This window comes from Rhodohalobacter halophilus (genome assembly GCF_001715195.1).
GTDB classification, from domain to species: Bacteria; Bacteroidota; Rhodothermia; order Balneolales; family Balneolaceae; genus Rhodohalobacter; species Rhodohalobacter halophilus.
The window spans coordinates 114,558-131,518 of record NZ_MDWE01000007.1; the positions used below are offsets into that span (position 1 = coordinate 114,558).

The following is a 16,961-nucleotide window of genomic DNA, read 5'->3' on the forward strand; positions in this document are numbered from 1 at the left end:
AACCATCTGTAAAGAAACGACTAAACCCCGACATCTGAAATGACTGCAAAAATCAATAAATTTAGCTCAAGATTAACTGAAAGTGAATCACAAGTTGGATCCCGGGCAATGCTCTACGCTACCGGCCTGAGCGAGGATGACATGAAAAAGGCCCAGGTGGGCATTGCAAGTACCGGCTGGGATGGCAATCCGTGCAACATGCACCTGAACGGATTGGCCGGTGTAGTCAAGAAGGGAGTATGGGAGGAGGGGATGGTTGGTTTTGTCTTCCACTCGATCGGGGTGAGCGACGGGATTTCAATGGGTACCCAGGGAATGAAATACTCCCTGCCATCGAGGGATATCATTGCCGATTCGATCGAGACGGTGATGCGGGCACAGTGGTACGATGCCAACATCTCGGTGGTTGGCTGCGACAAGAACATGCCCGGATCGGTGATGGCGATGGCCCGGGTGAACCGTCCGTCGATTATGGTGTATGGGGGCACCATCAGCCCGGGCGAGCTTGACGGACAGAAACTGGATATTGTCTCGGCGTTTGAGTCGTACGGGCAGTACCTCTCAGAAGAGATTACCAAAGAGCAGATGCACCGGGTGCTGAAGCACGCCTGTCCTACAGCCGGCGCGTGCGGCGGGATGTATACGGCCAATACGATGGCGTCTGCTATCGAGACACTCGGTATGAGCCTGCCGTTCAGTTCCTCCATCCCCGCAGTGAACCGGGAGAAGCAGAAAGAGTGTGAGCGGGCCGGCAAGGCGATCCGCCGGCTGCTCGAAGAGGATATTAAACCGCTCGATATCATCACCAGAACCTCGCTCGAGAATGCGGTGGCGATGATCATTGCACTGGGCGGGTCGACTAACGCCGTCATGCACATGCTGGCGATTGCCCATGCGGCCGGAGTCGATTTTACGATCGACGATTTCCAGGCGGTGAGCGACCGGGCCCCGTTTCTGGCCGACCTGAAGCCGAGCGGAAAGTATGTGATGGAAGATCTCTACAATGTGGGCGGGGTGCCTGCGGTTCAGAAGCTGCTGCTTGAGGAGGGGCTCCTCAGCGGCGACTGCCTCACCGTTACGGGCAAGACCCTGGCCGAGAATGTAGCCGATGTACCGGGCCTGTTTGAAGAGCAGAATATTATCCATCCGGTCAGTAGCCCCGTCAAGAAGACCGGCCACCTGCAGATCCTCTACGGCAACCTGTCGCCCGAAGGGAGTGTGGCCAAGATCACGGGCAAGGAGGGGACACGGTTCACCGGCCCGGCCGTTGTGTTTGAATCGGAAGAGGATGCCCTGAAAGGCATTCAGGCCGGAAAAGTGAAAAAAGGAAATGTGGTGGTAATTCGCTATGAAGGCCCCAAAGGCGGCCCGGGCATGCGCGAGATGCTGTCGATCACCTCGGCCATTATGGGGGCCGGGCTTGGCAACGATGTGGCGCTGATTACCGACGGACGCTTTTCGGGCGGCACCCATGGGTTTGTGATCGGCCACGTTACCCCCGAGGCGCAGCTGGGCGGTGCGATCGCGCTGATTCAGAACGGCGACACCATCACCATCGACGCCGATGAGCGGATCCTGAATGTAGGCCTGACCGAAGAGGAGCTCGACACCCGCCGCAAACAGTGGACGGCCCCGGAGCTCAAGATCAAAAGCGGTTCACTCTACAAATACGCACAGCTGGTTTCAACCGCGAGTAAAGGGTGCGTGACGGATGGGTAGGAAGGGTTAAGTGTAAGAGGTACATACGGATGGGGGTGGATCTTGTGATAAGTTAAAAACTGTCTCCACTCATCCGATCTCACAAAATAGCTTTTGTGGTTTTGGAGCATTTATTTTAAAGTCAGTTTGTACGGACTGATTTTAAGTTGTACCGAATGTACCCGATCCGATTGTAGATGGATAAAACTTAACAGATATAAAGAAGTTGATTAATATCGATGTAAAGCATGTGAGTGCCAATTACCCTTCTAGTACTCGTCTCAAGTAGTTGATCTGTCCAAGATGATACATCAGATGACCTGAAAGATGATTCAGGAAAAAGCCGAGTGTCATCGGGTGGCCAAAAAGTGCCTCGGGGAACTCTTCATTCAACTCTTCATCTGATATATTATTCAAAACGGTAGAAACCAATTGTTGTGTCTCCTCAATATCACGGAGAATCCGATCGCGAGGTACATTTTTTTGACTGAACTCTGCAGGACGATCCCGTTTATATTCTGTATCACCGATTTTTGTCCCGACATAGTAGTTAAGATTTCCAATCAAATGGATTGCCAAATTACCCGCACTGTTGGTGACTGCCCCGGTGGTTTTCCAGAGATTCTCTTCTGCTTCAAATAAAGAGATCTCCCGGCTTAATTTGCCGAGATCCCGTACAAGTATTTTTTTGATGTCCTTAACCATTGTCGGAATGCCGAATTGCCTTATAGTTGACGATAAATTAAAACATACTCTTTAGGGTAATCATAAAAAGTGAGGAATCAATCCATTTCTTCTTGCATAGAGGTTCGAATCTCGTATTTTCTTCAACGGATGTTGATAACATTAACCAAAATGAGTTAACGTGGCTGAAGAAAAGAATAAAAACGAGGACGAAGTCCCCGAGTCAGAAGGCAGGGGATCTTTTTTTGATAAATTTCTAAACATTATTGAAAACGCAGGGAATAAGCTTCCCGACCCTGCAATGCTCTTCTTTCTGTTGTTGGTTATCGTATGGGTGTTTTCTGCAATTTTATCTCCCATCGATTTTGGTGAAGTTCACCCCCGAACGGGTGAAGCGCTGAATGTACAGAATATGCTGACCGGAAATAATCTGGCGGATTTTTTGGCCAATATGATTGAAACATTTGTGCTTTTTGCCCCGCTTGGCATTGTACTGGTTGCCATGCTGGGTGTGGGGGTTGCCGAGCACTCCGGTTGGATTGACGCCGGCCTGAAGAAACTTCTCGGATTTACACCCAAGTCATTTTTAACCCCGATGCTGATTTTAATCGCTATCGTGAGTCACACCGCTGCCGATGCAGGGTATGTCCTTGTAATTCCGCTTGGAGGCGTCATTTTCTATGCGGCCGGCAGGCATCCGCTGGCCGGTATCGCTGCCGCATTTGCTGGTGTGAGTGGCGGGTTTTCCGCAAACTTTATCCCGTCGGCGATCGATCCGCTCCTGATGAGTTTTACGCTTGAAGCCGCACGAATTCTTGATCCGGAAATAGCGCTCAACCCACTCAATAACATATACTTTACCGCGCTTTCCAGTGTATTGATTGTATCCGTTGGCTGGTACATTACCGATAAAATTGTGGAACCGAGGCTGGAGGGAATTGAAGTGGATGGCGATGAAGATGAGATGCCTCAAATGGAGGAAGTTACGGATAAAGAGAGCCGGGCATTCTGGTTCGGTTTCGGTGCTATGATTCTCGGACTGATCGGACTCTTTATCTGGGCGTGGCCTGAAGGTTCTGCACTGCGGGACCCAAACTGGAACAACCCGGAAGTGAGTTCGCTGTTTTCGTTCAACGCTCCGCTGATGCAGGCGATTGTACCCCTTATTTTTATCCTGCTGCTGATTCCGGGCGTAGTTTACGGATATGCATCCGGGAAGTATAAGAGCTCCAAAGATATGATCGACAACATGACCAAGTCGATGGAGAGTATGGGTTATTACGTTGTGATGGCTTTCTTCTGTGCACTTTTTATTGATGCGTTTGCGAAATCAAATATCGGCTTGTTGATTGCCCTGAAGGGAGCCAATTTCCTTCAGTCTCTGGCTCTGCCGGGACAGGTTACCATTGTAGGGATCGTGTTTTTGAGTGCGTTTGTAAATATCCTGGTGGGTTCTGCTTCGGCCAAGTGGGCGCTGATAGCTCCAATCTTTGTGCCGATGCTGATGCAGTTGGGTATCTCTCCAGACTTAACCCAGGCCGCTTATCGTGTGGGAGACTCCGTCTCAAACATTATCACACCGCTGCTGCCTTACTTCCCATTAGTGGTTGTATTCTGTCAGAGGTATGTGAAGAAAACGGGAATTGGAACACTCATCTCAATGATGCTTCCATACTCGATCATCTTCCTGGTTACATGGACAATTTTTCTGCTGATCTACTGGTGGATCGGAATCCCGCTCAGTTTTGAAGCGAATTACGTTTATCCTGCACCTTGATAGAGTTGAGATTTGAGTCTTGAGTCGTGGTTAACTTCTCACATCTCAAGACTCAACACTCTTAACTATTTCTTACTTCTCACAATCAATTCCTGAAGAACGGTGTCGAGAGGGATATCTCTTTCTACAAGAAGAACCATTAAGTGATAGATGAGATCTGCAGATTCATAGATTACTTCAGAATCTTTTTTGTTCTTGGATGCGATAATAGTTTCTACAGCCTCTTCGCCAAGCTTTTGAGCAATTTTATCGATTCCCTTCTTGAATAGCCGCGTTGAGTAGGAGCCCTTTGGCAAATCCTTTTTCCGTTCAATCAACACTCGTTCCAGGTCGTATAAAAAATCTACTTCTTGTTTTCCCATTGTATCTATTATTTAAGTCGTCAGTAGTCTTACGTCAATTCCACTCTCAGCCATTTTCTTTTTCAGGTCTGAGATTTCAATTTCCCGAAAGTGAAAGATGCTGGCAGCCAATACGGCATCAGCATTCCCAATATTTACAGCATCGACGCAGTGCTGAATAGTTCCGGCACCGCCACTGGCAATAACCGGTATCGTTACGGTTTCATTTACAATTTTAAGGAGTTCGTTGTCAAAGCCGGATTTGGTCCCGTCTCGGTCCATGCTGGTAAGTAAAATTTCGCCGGAGCCAAGGTGTTCTGTTTTTTTGATCCAATCCAGGGCGTCAAGACCGGTCGCTTCTGAACCTCCTTTCACAAAAACTTCCCAATGATCCCCCACTCGTTTGGCATCAACGGCAGCCACAACGGCCTGCGAACCGAATGCGTCGGATGCGCGAGAAATTAGTTCCGGGTCACGCACAATGGCGCTGTTCAGTGATACTTTGTCGGCACCTGCTTTCAGTATTTCCTCAATCTCATCCACAGATTTGATTCCGCCGCCAACTGTAAACGGTATATTGATGTGAGCGGCAATCTCTTCAACGAGATGAACCAGTGTGCGGCGTTTTTCTTTTGTAGCGGTTATATCCAGGAAAACAAGTTCATCGGCTCCCTCTTCGGTATACCTTTGTGCAAGTTCCACCGGGTCGCCGGCATCCCGCAGCCCAACAAATTTGACCCCCTTCACGGTTCGGCCGTCTTTGATATCTAAACAGGGGATAATTCGTTTTGTAAGCATATCTGTTTCAAGAGGTTATTCAACAAAAAATAGTAAAATTGACGCGTATTATTTGCTACGGTTTTTGTAAATGTAGCTGTTTGAGATTGTTCAGTGTAATGTGTCCCTCGTAGTAAGCTTTGCCCACTACAACCCCGTAAAGGCCAATATTTTTCAGTTCGATCAAATCCTTCGGCTTCGAAACACCGCCCGAGGCAATCCAGTTGAGGGCAGGGAAACGTTCCTGTAAATCTCTGTACATGTCAATATTTGGGCCGCTTAACATGCCGTCACGGGCAATATCGGTACTCAGTACGGTTTGAAGTCCGGCTTCAACCATTGGGTTTAAAAACTCCTCGATAGAACGGTCAGATGTTTCAAGCCAGCCTCCATAAGCCATTTTGCCATCTTTCAGATCCAGCCCAAGAATGATCTCTTCTGGGTTTGATGAAATTGCCTTTAGAAATTCATCCGGTTTTTTTACAGCCATTGATGAACATATAATACCACTTAGCCCGGCGTCCAGCAGTTTCCGAATATCCTCAGAAGATCGAACACCGCCACCGGTTTGAACTGAAAGCCCGGTCTCTTTCATGATGGATCGGATGATCGGCAGATTTTCAAATGAGCCGCTTTTTGCCCCGTTTAAATCTACAACGTGGATGTGGCTGAACCCGGCTGCTTTAAATTTGGCAGCTTCTTCAAGTGGGTTGTGATTGTAAACAGTTTTCTTATTGTAGTCACCTTTTTGCAATCGCACAACTTGTCCGTCCAGCAGATCGATTGCAGGAATGATATTCATATGCAAAGTGAGATTTTGTTGTCTAAGAGTTTCCCCAAAGATAGTGAATTTAAAGCCCGCTCCTGTACCCGATTATTTTAGGCAGACTTTTTATTGGAGGCTTGTTTTACAATATCCAGGAAGTTCTGAAGCAGTAGCGAACCGACCGCCCCCGATTTTTCCGGATGGAACTGAACTCCCATAAAATTATCTTTTGCAACCACCGCGCAAAAGTCTTTGATATATTTGCATGTAGCCAGGGTAAATTCGTTGGCAGGTGCGTAGTAACCGTGCACGTAATACAGAAACTGTTTATTATCGATGCCGTGGATCAGCGGGTGATCGACTTTGGGTTCAAAACGGTTCCAGCCCATGTGCGGGACTTTGGCTTTGGTGGCGTCAAATTTTTTCAGTTTGCCGGGGATGATTCCGAGTGTGTCGCTATTGCCCTCTTCTGAAGATTCATACAGTAGCTGCATTCCTAAACAGATTCCCAGAACCGGCTTTTTTGTATTTTTTAGCCAGACGTCCAGGTCGCGCGACCGAAGGTCGTCCATGGCCGCCCCGGCATGACCTACGCCCGGAAAGATAATCCCATCCGCATTATTTAAAGTATCCGGGTCATCGGAAACGAAATAGTCGGCGTTGAGTCGGTTGAGTGCATTTGCAACAGAAGCCAGGTTACCGGCCTGATATTTAATAATTCCTATCAATTTTCTGGTTGCTTCTAAATGGTTAGATCAAATAGTGCCTTTGGTAGAAGGGAGAATTCCCCTTGTCCGTTCACTTCGGGAGATGGCAAAACGCAACGCTTTGGCAAACCCTTTGAACGTAGATTCTATGATATGATGATCATTTTTTCCGATAGCGCTAACATGGAGGGTTGCCTTTGCGTTCATGGCAAGGGTGTAATAAAAGTGTTCTAACATTTCAGTAGGGAAATCGCCTACGTATTCACGCTTCATTTCAACTTCCCACCGGAGGTATGGGCGATCTGATAGATCGATAGCCACGGTGGCCTGTGATTCATCCATCGGAAGCACAAAACCGTAGCGCTGAATGCCGGCTTTGTTTTCAGATACTGCTTTGTGAATAGCCTGCCCCAGGGCAATTGCCACATCTTCGATCGTGTGATGTTCATCAACGTCAAGATCCCCCTCACACTGAATATCCAGATCGATCAGTCCATGACGTGCGATCTGGTCGAGCATGTGATCGAAAAAGTTCAATCCGGTTTTGATGTTGCTCTCACCGCTGCCGTCCAGGTTAAGTGAAAGGTCGATATCGGTTTCTCCAGTCGTTCGCTTTATCTCCGCCTTTCTTGTAGGAAAGAGGATTGAACGCACAAGTTCAGGCCAGTTTTCCGCACGGTTTAATGTCTTTTCACTGCTCTTAAAAAGGTAAAGGCCGTTTTCATATGTGATAAACGCATCAGCTTCACTACGCTTTTCAAAAGTTGATATGGACTCATTTTGAAGTGCATTGAGCTGATTTTCGGATAGTTCAGTGTTCCACATTATTTCATGGCCGTGCTCCGAAAGTGTTCCGAGCGCATACAATGCTCCCGGTTTAAGAAGGTTGTTGTTGCTGCCGGAAAGTGCCGATGATTCAACAAATAATTTCATAATTCATGGTTTAAATCAGTTCATAGGAAATTTTACTAACCGATGATCTCTTTTAGTGCTTTCAGAAATTTTACATTCTCATCGGGCATGCCCACCGTTACTCGCAGGCAATCCTCACAGTGCGGTTCATTACCCCGATATCGAACAATGATACCGCGGTCGGCCAGTTTCTGATAGACCTCTTTGGCGTTATCAACCCTGAACAGGATGAAGTTGGAATTGGATGGAAATACCTTTTTTACAGATTCACTATGGTTTAACTGCTCCGCAACGTAATCTCGCTCACCTTTAATCGCTTTGATGTTGAATTTTGCCAGTTCCAGATTTTCAAAAACTTGCAAGGCAGTGTCAGCCGTAAGCTTATTGATGTTGTAGGGAGCCTTTACGCTCAGCATAAAGTTGATGATTTCCGGATTTGATATTGCAATTCCCAATCGGATACCCGCCATACCAAACGCTTTTGAAAATGTTTGAAGCACGACAAGGTTTGGGTACTGCTGAACCATTTGCGCCATCGATTCCTGCCGGCTGAAATCGATGTATGCTTCATCGACGACCACAATTCCTTTAAATCTGGTGACCAGTTTCAGCAGATCCGTACGCTTCAGATCGTTTCCGGTGGGGTTGTTGGGGGAGCAGAGAAACAGGATTTTTGTCGACTCGTCGGCAGCGTCAATAATTTCATCCGGTTTTAACTGAAATTTTTCAGTCAGTTCCACCTTCTTTACGTTAACATTGTTTATGTCGGCAGCGACCATGTACATCCCGTAGGTAGGCGGAGTTATCAGGATAGAGTCTTGGCCTGGTTCGCAAAAAATCCGCATTAACAGATCTATCGGTTCATCACTCCCCACGCCCAGAAAGATATTCTCTCGCTCTACATCCCGGTACTCTGCAATTTTATCCCGAAGCACATCGTGCGTGGGCGAGGGGTATCGATGCAAATTCAGTGGATTTCGAACAGGTGAACCGTAGCTGTTTTCATTTGCGTCGAGCAGGATTCCACTGTCGAAATCGTCCCGGGCGCTTCGGTATGGAACGAGGTTACGTATGTTTTCGCGAACAAGTGATTCAATATTCACAGAGGTTGACATTTTATTAGATGAACTGATGTTAGTTGATTGAATTTACGAATTGTAAGGTTTGGATTTCTTCAGCTTATGAAGCCTGAGGGTGACAGCGTTTTTATGAGCCTGAAGTCCTTCAACTTCTGCCAGGGTTTCTACGGCCGGCCCTAAACGTTGAAGCCCCTCTTCGGTTAGGGTTTGCAGAGTGATGAATTTTTGAAAACTCTGCAATGAAACACCGCTGTACATTTTTGCATATCCGTAAGTGGGCAGTGTATGGTTGGTTCCGGATGCATAATCCCCCATGCTTTCAGGAGTCCACGGGCCGATGAACACTGATCCGGCGTTAACCACTTTTTCGGCAAGTTCATCAGCAGATTGTGTGTTGATGATGAGGTGTTCGGGGGCGTAACGGTTGGAGAATTCCATGGCTTCATCTCTGTTTTTGACAACCAGTGAGAAACTTTTACCCAGTGCGTTTGATGCAAATTCCTGACGTGGAAGCTGCTCAAGCTGTACCTGAACTTGCTGTTCAATTGCGGCCAGATCAGCGGATTCGGTTACAACTAAAACAACCTGGCTGTCCGACCCGTGCTCAGCCTGAGAAAGGAGATCAGAGGCGATAAATGCAGGATCCGCTGTTTCATCAGCAATTACCAATACTTCTGAAGGGCCTGCCGGCATGTCGATGGAGACCATCGCATCACTGTTCTGAAGAATCATTTTTGCAGCAGTCACATACTGGTTTCCGGGGCCAAAAATTTTATCAACTTTTGGAATCGTTTCCGTTCCAAATGCCATTCCGGCAATGGCTTGAGCACCTCCGGCTTTCACAATTTTTTCGGCACCGATCTTCTGGGCGATGTAAACTATGGAGTCCGGCACATTTCCGTTTTCATCGGGAGGTGTTGCAATGACGATCGTCGAACATCCGGCAATCAGTGCCGGAATACCCAACATCATAGTTGTTGAAGGGAGCGGTGCTGTACCGCCGGGAATATAAAGGCCCACACGCTCAATCGGTTTTGCCGTTCGTTTGCAGATCACTCCTGGCATGGTTTCCACCTCCAGGTCTATCGGCATTTGCTGCTGGTGGAACAGATAAATGTTCTGCATAGCCTGATCGATCGCGGCCTGAACGTTTGGATTTAGTTCAACAGAGGTTTCAGCCGGGTTGATGGTCAGGCCCTCTAATGTGATTCCATCAAACTTCTGGGTGTAGGACTTAATTGCATCATCTCCGCCGGATTCCACATCATCCAGGATTGGCTGCACCTGACTGAAGACAGCTCCAAAATCCATTTTGGGACGCTTGCAGAGCGAGTCAATTTCTGCTTCAGACAGCTTTTTAAGTATGTAATTTTTCATGCTTTTATAGTCGGTTTCTCAAATCTCAAATTCATTACATAATCATCGATTCTATTGGCAGAACCACTATACCTGTTGCCCCGGCCTCTTTCAGTTTCTCCATAAGATCCCAGAAGGTCGATATTGTAATAACGGTGTGAATGGCTACCATTCCGTTGTCGGCCAACGGCATTACGGTGGGGCTCTTCAGTGAAGGGATGATATTTTTAATCTCTTCAACTGAGTCCTGAGGTGCGTTCATCATGATGTATCGGCTTTTCTCTGCTTTTTGATATCCCTCAATTCGCTGAAGGAATTTATCTATCAAGGCCTGTTTCCCTTTTGAGAGAGGCTGGTTTGTTTTTACCAACTGCGTTTCAGAATCAAAAATATTTTCAATCTCTTTCAGTCCGTTGGCTTTCAGTGTTCCCCCGGTAGATACTAAATCCGTGATGGCATCAGCAATTTCAAGTCGGGGCGCAATTTCTACAGAGCCGGAGAGCGTGATGATATCTGTTTTTACGCCTTTACTTTCCAGGAATTTCCGGGTTAATACCGGATAACTTGTTGCAATCCGTTTCCCGTTCAAATCCTTGGCAGACCGGATATCACCGTCTTTGGGTACGGCAATGGAGAGCCGGCATACACCGTAATCCAATCCCTTGAGGATGGTAACATCCGCCTCATCCTCGGCTACGGTATTGGCACCTACAAATCCAAGGTCGCAGACGCCATCTTCAACATATTCAGGAATATCGTCATCCCGGATGAGAAGAAGTTCAACATCAAAGTTACGGCATTTCACCAATAAGCTGCGCTTGTAGTCATCAAACCTGAGCCCGATACCTTCGAGCAGATTGAGAGTTTTATCGGTCAGTCGTCCGCTCTTTTGGACGGCAATTCTCAGTGAGGTGGAAGAATCCAGAGTTCTCATATAATTCAGTAAGTTGTTAATTAATAAGTGTGGTAGTGTGAAAGTCGGTGGTGATGTCTGTGCGAAACTCGAGGGAAAAGCTTAATGGTGATGATGCACAGAATTCCCGAGATCTCCGTGATGGGAGTGGTGAGAAAAGGAGATGTATGGATTTGTAAATTTCACGTGTCAAAATTATGAATTAAAAAGTTAGGATGCCAAGGAAGTTTAAACAGTCATTGCACGCACTATTATTCCTGTAAAAATAAAAACAGCCCGACTCTGTGAGGAGCCGGGCTGTTAAATTCTGCGAAAGTGTACTGATTATTCGCCGCTACCGTTTACAGCTGTGAGTGACACTGTATCTATAACGGTTGTGTCGGGTGCCATCACTTCAATTCCTGAAATCACTTCAATATTGTATTCAGTTGTGTCAGGAACTACAGATACCTGATAGGTTCCGCTTTGCAAGCCGATCATCAGGAAATCCCCCTCTTCAGTGGCTCGTGTCCCTGCGAGGGTATCTTCACCCGCAATTGCATAAACCCAGGGGAGTGCTTCTGCCGGTTCAATGGTTCCGCCGATTGCTCCGGTTTGGGCGAGATTAACCGCTTTAATGACCGGTTTTAAGATATACTTACCGGAATTACCGGCTTTGACAATAGAGCGGGATGCATCAAAATCGAGTAGTAGAGTGTAGTTTTGTCCACCCTCAATTTCGGCATTAACGTTTAGTTTGAGCCCGGACTGTTGAGCACTTGGTGTAGTAAGATGGTGGGTCTCACCGTTAATGACCAATTCGTTTTGATCACCCAGAATGAGTCGGATCTGGCTGTAAACTCCGGGTTCAAGTTCGGTTTCACCCAAGATCTCGTAGTTGCCGTTTGTCAGTTCAAGCAGGTTTATCCGAACCGGTTGATCGTTTACCGTTCGCCATCCATTGTCTTCTTCATCTGCATCACCCTGCCGATGAACTCTCACTTCCTGAATGTCAACCCAAACCTCTTCATACTGTGCGGGGGCATCCGTCAAAAGAACCTGAAGGTTTCCGGGTTGATTAGATGTGTCGCTTGATAAATCACACGCTGCAAAGAGAACCGCAGCTGCAATAATTGTTGAAATGGTAGTAAATATTCTCATCTTTTAACTCTCAATTTTGTTTGTATTTTGGCGTTGGTTCAATCTATTTTAGTGTTTCTGACAGGAATTGTTCCACATCAGGAACGTTTGAATATTAAGTTTAATACTGAAAATATTAAGAATGAAGACCTTAGCTCAGTTAACATTTATTCCACTTTACACAGATCATCCCAAAGAACAAGTACAAGATCTGCTCGAATTTGTCGCTCAGCACGATGTAGAAGTTGATGTAAACTATCTCTCCACCAGTATTAAAGGAGATACGAATGTGGTGTTTGAGCTGGTTCGTGAGATTTACGACTCCATGACGCTCGAAGGTCAAAAGTTCAGATTCCATGTTGAGCTCTTAAGTCCTACCAAAGAGTAATTTACCTGGCGGAGAGTAAATAAACTGCGGAAGGTGACAGGCCTGCCTTGCCGTTCAGAACTGCAGAAATCAAGTGAGAACAAAGCATAACATTTAAATGGAATGACCGTTTAAGCTTTGTATATTTAGGGCTGTTCAAATTTTGCACTTTCTACCCACATTTATGAATAATATTCGCAATTTTTGCATCATCGCGCACATCGATCATGGGAAGTCTACACTTGCCGATCGTCTTCTTGAACGTACCGGCACCATCAGTGAGAGAGAGATGCAGGCACAGATTCTGGATGATATGGATCTGGAGCGAGAACGCGGAATTACCATCAAAAGTCACGCCATCCGAATGGATTACAAACGTCCGAACGGGGAGGTTTATACATTTAACCTGATTGATACCCCGGGTCACGTAGATTTTGCTTACGAAGTGTCGCGGGCATTGAAGGCGTGCGAAGGAGCTCTGCTCATTGTGGATGCTGCCCAGGGAATTGAAGCACAAACGATTTCGAATCTTTATCAGGCAATAGACCAGGATCTTGAAATTGTACCCGTTCTGAATAAAATTGACCTGCCCGGTGCAGACCCAGAGGGGGTTGGCCAACAGATTGTGGATCTGATCGGCTGCGAGCATGAAGATATCATTCGGGTTTCGGGTAAAACCGGAGAAGGGGTTGAAGATCTACTCGAAGAGATTGTAAAACGCATTCCGGGGCCGTCGCGCGATGAGGATAAACCTCTGAAGGCGCTGATTTTTGACTCCATTTTTAATACCTATCGAGGGTCAATTGCCTATGTGCGTGTGATGGAGGGAACCCTAAAAAAAGGAGATCCCATCCGGTTTATGGCCACGGGTAAAGAGTATGATGCCGAAGAGATCGGATACCTGAAATTGAAGCAAGAGCCTGTAAACGAGCTGAAAGCGGGCGATGTTGGGTACGTAATTGGAAGCGTAAAATCTCTTCAGGATGCTAAAGTGGGTGATACGATTACGCATCAGAAAAAACCGGCTGATAAACCGATTGCAGGTTATAAGGATGTTAAGCCGATGGTGTTTAGTGGGATTTTCCCCACCAGCTCCGAGGATTTTGAGGATTTGAGAGCAGCGCTTGAAAAGCTTCAGCTAAATGACGCCTCTCTGACTTATCAGCCTGAAACCTCGAAGGCTCTGGGTTTTGGGTTCCGGGCCGGATTTTTAGGACTCCTTCACATGGAGATTGTGCAGGAGCGGCTTGATCGGGAATTCAATATCGACATTATTACCACGGTGCCTAACGTACAGTACGAAGTGGATACTGAGGAGGGGGAACGGATAAAGGTTGATAACCCGAGCGAAATGCCCGATGCCGGAGACATCGATAAAGTCTGGGAGCCATATATTAAAGCGAGCATCATCACCCCGGCCGATTTTATAGGCCCGATCATGAAGCTGTGCCAGGAACGGCGCGGTGTGTATGTGAACCAGCATTTTATGCAGAACAACCGTGTAGAGATCACATACCAGCTGCCGATGGCCGAGGTTGTGTTCGATTTTTATGACAAGCTGAAGAGCGGAACACGCGGATACGCATCACTCGATTATGAATTTCTGGAATACAGAACCGGAGATCTGGTTCGTCTCGATATTCTTTTGAACGGGGAACCTGTGGATGCCCTCTCAAGTATAACACACCGTGACAAAGCTTACTACCAGGGGCGAAAGATTTGTGCAAAATTGAAGGAGCTCATTCCGAGACAACAGTTTGAAGTAGCGGTTCAGGCTGCAATCGGTTCCCGGGTTATTGCCCGCGACACAATAAGAGCCCTGCGTAAAGACGTTACAGCTAAGTGTTATGGCGGTGATATTTCCCGTAAACGCAAACTGATTGAAAAGCAGAAGGAAGGTAAGAAGAGGATGAAGCAGGTCGGCTCTGTGGATATCCCTCAGGAGGCTTTTCTGGCTGTATTATCAATGGACGAAGAAGATTAAAGACCACTATGCGAAAAATTATCCTCATTTTGTTTCTCACACTGTTCAGTGTGGAAGTTTATGCTCAATTCGACGATCCCGAAATCCGAAAGGTAGATCATTCCGAACGCGCTCAATTTGAGCAGCGATTTTCAGATATAAGCTGGACCGGACAGGGACTTTACAATCCTACCACAATCGACCGAATTCCAACCGTTGAGTTAAGATCGAGACTGCAGGCTGCTTTTGGAGACCCGACTCAAACAATCGGTGACCTGATTAATAACCGAAATTTTAGACCGGGTAAAGCTGTACAGTTTGAGTACTGGTTCATCATTGACGGAGAAATGCCGCTGATGATTCTGGACCTTGACGGCCCATTCGAAAATGGATTGGTATATGTTGGGGCAAGTCGCTTTATTGATATGATGCCTCAGGTTAAACGTGTTCTAAACAGAATGTTGATGAATGAGACAGACAGCCTGGCTTCATTCAGTGACTACTTCTATTCACCTGAACGGGGCCAGTGGTATCTGGTAGAGTATAAAAACGGTGATTTTTCACACGAAGCGATAGATCAACCCAGAAATTTCAATTAACGGAACGTAGACGTTGGCAAGAAGAAAAGAGTCGGAAAAAAAGAAATTTTGGCAGACAGCGAAAAAATCTGAGAAAACAAACTCGTTAGACGATAAAGCGAAACATTGGGCAAGAGAGTGGCTGGATGCGTTTCTTTGGGCAGCCATTGCAGCAATTATACTACGGACTTTTTTCTTTGGCGCATACCGGATCCCGACGCCAAGTATGGAGAAAACCCTTCTAACCGGCGACTTCCTGATCGTAACGAAGCTGGCTTACGGACCAAGAACCCCCATGACCCTCTCCATACCTTTTACGGATATCTACATGCCGGGAGTGAATCTGCCGTGGACTCGAATTCCGGGCTATTCAGAAATTAAAAGGGATGATATTGTAGTTTTTAACTACCCCATTGATGTGGCACCGGTTTCTGCCAAAACCAATTATATTAAACGCGCGGTGGGTATGCCGGGGGATCGGCTCAGAATTGAGGATAAAATTCTCTACGTAAATGATGAGCGTTCTGAGCAGTACGAGACCCTGATGTATAACTACAGGGTTCAAACCAGGGAGAGAATTCGTCTCAGCCCAACCAAAGTGAGAGAGGCAGGAGGCACTGTGTTACAAGCGGATAACGGAACTGCTATCATTAACATGACTCCTAAGCTTGCAGATGAAATGCAAAATTGGTCGGAAGTAGCCAACATAGAATTTTTCATACTTCCGCGGGATTTTGATGAGTTCAGCCGCCGTCCATTTAATTTTTCAGATGGGTTTATGAATCATGATAACATCCCCGAATTTACAGTACCGTACAGTGGTCAGGAAATTGAGCTGACGGCAGAGAACTGGCATATCTATCAGGATGTGCTTGAACGGTACGAGCGGAATGAGATTCGTCGCAGCGGAGATCAGTTTGTAATTAATGGTGAGGAGACCAATCTCTACACCATTCAGAAAGATTACTACTTTATGATGGGGGACAATCGTGATGACAGTGAGGATAGCCGCTATTGGGGTTTTGTTCCTGATGATCATGTGATTGGCAAAGCCGGGATGATCTATTTTTCATGGGATGGCGAGAGATGGCTGCCGAGATTTAGCCGTTTGTTTAATATGATTCACTAAAGAGCAGTGTAAGCTTATTGTAAAGCGTGAGACGTTAGTTTTAGACCGGTAAGCTTCTTGTTTAAATTCTGCGTCCGGAAAATTTGGCTTTCCTGTAGAAAGCCGGACCAAGATCTAAACGGATCATCACTTCCCTGCTAAAGAGAGCAAAGGGGGAGTTTATCTCAGTTTGCATACGCGTAATGTAAGGGTTGATGAAATGGTAACTTGAGGCAAAAGACGTACTCCCTAAATGAAAGACTGTTTTCTGGCTTCCCCTTTGATTTTCGGATTTATTTCTCAGTCGTACCCTCAACTTCGTCAAGCTGCTCAAGTGAAAGTCCTTCAATCAACGCGTCGTAATTCGTGATATCTTTTGGCAGTATGATTTGATTTTCATCTTTGCCCAGTCCGTCCAGTACTTTTAGGTATTTCTGTTTTAGCTGAAGTTTCATCGCTTCTTTACCTTTTGGCCGCGAAATAGCATCAGCAATCTGCTCGATTGAGATTGCGGTGGCTTCAGCAATCGCTTCAATTTCATTGGCCCAGCCTTCGGCTTCGTTTATTCTGCGCTGCATTTCCGCTTCAGAGATGTTTACAATTTCAGCGCTTCGTCCCTTCGCATCGTTCACGTTTGAATCCCGGACACCTTCGGATTTTGCGATCACGGCCCGGCGCTCACGTTCGGCAGTCATCTGACGCTCCATCGCTTTTTGCACGGTTCGCGGCGTGTTGATATTCTTTATTTCATACCTGTGTACACGAATTCCCCACAATCGTTCTACATCGCCCAGAACTTCAACCACTTTCTTGCTC

17 protein-coding genes are annotated in these 16,961 nt (G+C 46.5%); 6 read left to right on the top strand and 11 right to left on the bottom strand.

Annotated elements, in window-relative coordinates; translation table 11 throughout:
- Positions 1-39: 39 nt before the first annotated feature.
- Entirely contained in the window at positions 40-1,719 is a 1,680-nt protein-coding gene (gene ilvD, locus BG260_RS03025) for a dihydroxy-acid dehydratase (protein ID WP_069130470.1), read from the top strand.
- Between the two features lie 240 nt (positions 1,720-1,959).
- Here ilvD and BG260_RS03030 read toward each other — a convergent pair whose 3' ends face one another.
- On the bottom strand, positions 1,960-2,403 hold the full coding sequence (locus BG260_RS03030; RefSeq protein ID WP_069130471.1) for a DinB family protein: 444 nt from the start codon (positions 2,401-2,403) through the stop codon (positions 1,960-1,962).
- Between the two features lie 160 nt (positions 2,404-2,563).
- Here BG260_RS03030 and BG260_RS03035 point away from each other — a divergent pair, with 160 nt between their 5' ends.
- On the top strand, positions 2,564-4,159 hold the full coding sequence (locus tag BG260_RS03035) for an AbgT family transporter (RefSeq protein WP_069130472.1): 1,596 nt from the start codon (positions 2,564-2,566) through the stop codon (positions 4,157-4,159).
- Positions 4,160-4,224: 65 nt separating this feature from the next.
- Here BG260_RS03035 and hisE read toward each other — a convergent pair whose 3' ends face one another.
- From hisE to BG260_RS03080, 9 genes are all read right to left on the bottom strand, one after another.
- Positions 4,225-4,521: a phosphoribosyl-ATP diphosphatase gene (gene hisE, locus BG260_RS03040; protein ID WP_069130473.1), complete on the bottom strand. Its 297-nt coding sequence runs from the start codon at positions 4,519-4,521 to the stop codon at positions 4,225-4,227.
- A 12-nt stretch (positions 4,522-4,533) separates the two neighbouring features.
- The gene (gene hisF, locus BG260_RS03045) at positions 4,534-5,298 is read right to left on the bottom strand and encodes an imidazole glycerol phosphate synthase subunit HisF (RefSeq protein ID WP_069130474.1); all 765 of its coding nucleotides are present in this window, start codon (positions 5,296-5,298) and stop codon (positions 4,534-4,536) included.
- 55 nt (positions 5,299-5,353) lie between these two features.
- The gene (hisA, locus tag BG260_RS03050) at positions 5,354-6,079 is read right to left on the bottom strand and encodes a 1-(5-phosphoribosyl)-5-[(5-phosphoribosylamino)methylideneamino]imidazole-4-carboxamide isomerase (protein WP_069130475.1); all 726 of its coding nucleotides are present in this window, start codon (positions 6,077-6,079) and stop codon (positions 5,354-5,356) included.
- A 77-nt stretch (positions 6,080-6,156) separates the two neighbouring features.
- Entirely contained in the window at positions 6,157-6,771 is a 615-nt protein-coding gene (hisH, locus tag BG260_RS03055; protein WP_069130476.1) for an imidazole glycerol phosphate synthase subunit HisH, read from the bottom strand.
- A gap of 27 nt (positions 6,772-6,798) precedes the next feature.
- The gene (gene hisB / locus BG260_RS03060; protein ID WP_069130477.1) at positions 6,799-7,683 is read right to left on the bottom strand and encodes an imidazoleglycerol-phosphate dehydratase HisB; all 885 of its coding nucleotides are present in this window, start codon (positions 7,681-7,683) and stop codon (positions 6,799-6,801) included.
- A gap of 35 nt (positions 7,684-7,718) precedes the next feature.
- On the bottom strand, positions 7,719-8,777 hold the full coding sequence (gene hisC, locus BG260_RS03065; RefSeq protein WP_069130478.1) for a histidinol-phosphate transaminase: 1,059 nt from the start codon (positions 8,775-8,777) through the stop codon (positions 7,719-7,721).
- 33 nt (positions 8,778-8,810) lie between these two features.
- Positions 8,811-10,118, bottom strand: coding sequence for a histidinol dehydrogenase (gene hisD, locus BG260_RS03070; RefSeq protein ID WP_069130479.1), 1,308 nt, complete (start codon positions 10,116-10,118; stop codon positions 8,811-8,813).
- A 34-nt stretch (positions 10,119-10,152) separates the two neighbouring features.
- Complete coding sequence (gene hisG, locus BG260_RS03075) at positions 10,153-11,031, bottom strand: ATP phosphoribosyltransferase (protein WP_069130480.1); 879 nt, start codon at positions 11,029-11,031, stop codon at positions 10,153-10,155.
- A 303-nt stretch (positions 11,032-11,334) separates the two neighbouring features.
- The gene (locus BG260_RS03080) at positions 11,335-12,150 is read right to left on the bottom strand and encodes a DUF4382 domain-containing protein (protein ID WP_069130481.1); all 816 of its coding nucleotides are present in this window, start codon (positions 12,148-12,150) and stop codon (positions 11,335-11,337) included.
- Positions 12,151-12,271: 121 nt separating this feature from the next.
- Between BG260_RS03080 and BG260_RS03085 the strand changes: the two genes are divergently transcribed.
- From BG260_RS03085 to lepB, 4 genes are all read left to right on the top strand, one after another.
- Positions 12,272-12,517 carry a YkoF family thiamine/hydroxymethylpyrimidine-binding protein gene (locus tag BG260_RS03085; RefSeq protein WP_069130482.1) on the top strand — a complete coding sequence of 82 codons (246 nt, stop codon included), beginning with the start codon at positions 12,272-12,274 and terminating at the stop codon, positions 12,515-12,517.
- A gap of 163 nt (positions 12,518-12,680) precedes the next feature.
- Positions 12,681-14,480, top strand: coding sequence for a translation elongation factor 4 (gene lepA / locus BG260_RS03090; protein WP_069130483.1), 1,800 nt, complete (start codon positions 12,681-12,683; stop codon positions 14,478-14,480).
- An 8-nt stretch (positions 14,481-14,488) separates the two neighbouring features.
- A complete protein-coding gene (locus BG260_RS03095; RefSeq protein WP_069130484.1) occupies positions 14,489-15,058 on the top strand; it encodes a hypothetical protein in 570 nt (189 codons plus the stop codon).
- A 13-nt stretch (positions 15,059-15,071) separates the two neighbouring features.
- Positions 15,072-16,166 carry a signal peptidase I gene (lepB, locus tag BG260_RS03100; RefSeq protein WP_069130485.1) on the top strand — a complete coding sequence of 365 codons (1,095 nt, stop codon included), beginning with the start codon at positions 15,072-15,074 and terminating at the stop codon, positions 16,164-16,166.
- A gap of 272 nt (positions 16,167-16,438) precedes the next feature.
- Here lepB and BG260_RS03105 read toward each other — a convergent pair.
- Positions 16,439-16,961 (bottom strand): SPFH domain-containing protein (locus tag BG260_RS03105; protein WP_245683882.1); only part of this gene is annotated, 523 nt, incomplete at its 5' end.

Bases quoted from the DNA above. Each gene is read 5' to 3' on its own strand.
- ilvD (WP_069130470.1), top strand. From the start codon at position 40: ATGACTGCAAAAATCAATAAATTTAGCTCAAGATTAACTGAAAGTGAA.
- BG260_RS03030 (WP_069130471.1), bottom strand. From the start codon at position 2,403: ATGGTTAAGGACATCAAAAAAATACTTGTACGGGATCTCGGCAAATTA.
- hisE (WP_069130473.1), bottom strand. From the start codon at position 4,521: ATGGGAAAACAAGAAGTAGATTTTTTATACGACCTGGAACGAGTGTTG.
- hisF (WP_069130474.1), bottom strand. From the start codon at position 5,298: ATGCTTACAAAACGAATTATCCCCTGTTTAGATATCAAAGACGGCCGA.
- hisA (WP_069130475.1), bottom strand. From the start codon at position 6,079: ATGAATATCATTCCTGCAATCGATCTGCTGGACGGACAAGTTGTGCGA.
- hisB (WP_069130477.1), bottom strand. From the start codon at position 7,683: ATGAAATTATTTGTTGAATCATCGGCACTTTCCGGCAGCAACAACAAC.
- hisC (WP_069130478.1), bottom strand. From the start codon at position 8,777: ATGTCAACCTCTGTGAATATTGAATCACTTGTTCGCGAAAACATACGT.
- hisD (WP_069130479.1), bottom strand. From the start codon at position 10,118: ATGAAAAATTACATACTTAAAAAGCTGTCTGAAGCAGAAATTGACTCG.
- hisG (WP_069130480.1), bottom strand. From the start codon at position 11,031: ATGAGAACTCTGGATTCTTCCACCTCACTGAGAATTGCCGTCCAAAAG.
- BG260_RS03080 (WP_069130481.1), bottom strand. From the start codon at position 12,150: ATGAGAATATTTACTACCATTTCAACAATTATTGCAGCTGCGGTTCTC.
- BG260_RS03085 (WP_069130482.1), top strand. From the start codon at position 12,272: ATGAAGACCTTAGCTCAGTTAACATTTATTCCACTTTACACAGATCAT.
- lepA (WP_069130483.1), top strand. From the start codon at position 12,681: ATGAATAATATTCGCAATTTTTGCATCATCGCGCACATCGATCATGGG.
- BG260_RS03095 (WP_069130484.1), top strand. From the start codon at position 14,489: ATGCGAAAAATTATCCTCATTTTGTTTCTCACACTGTTCAGTGTGGAA.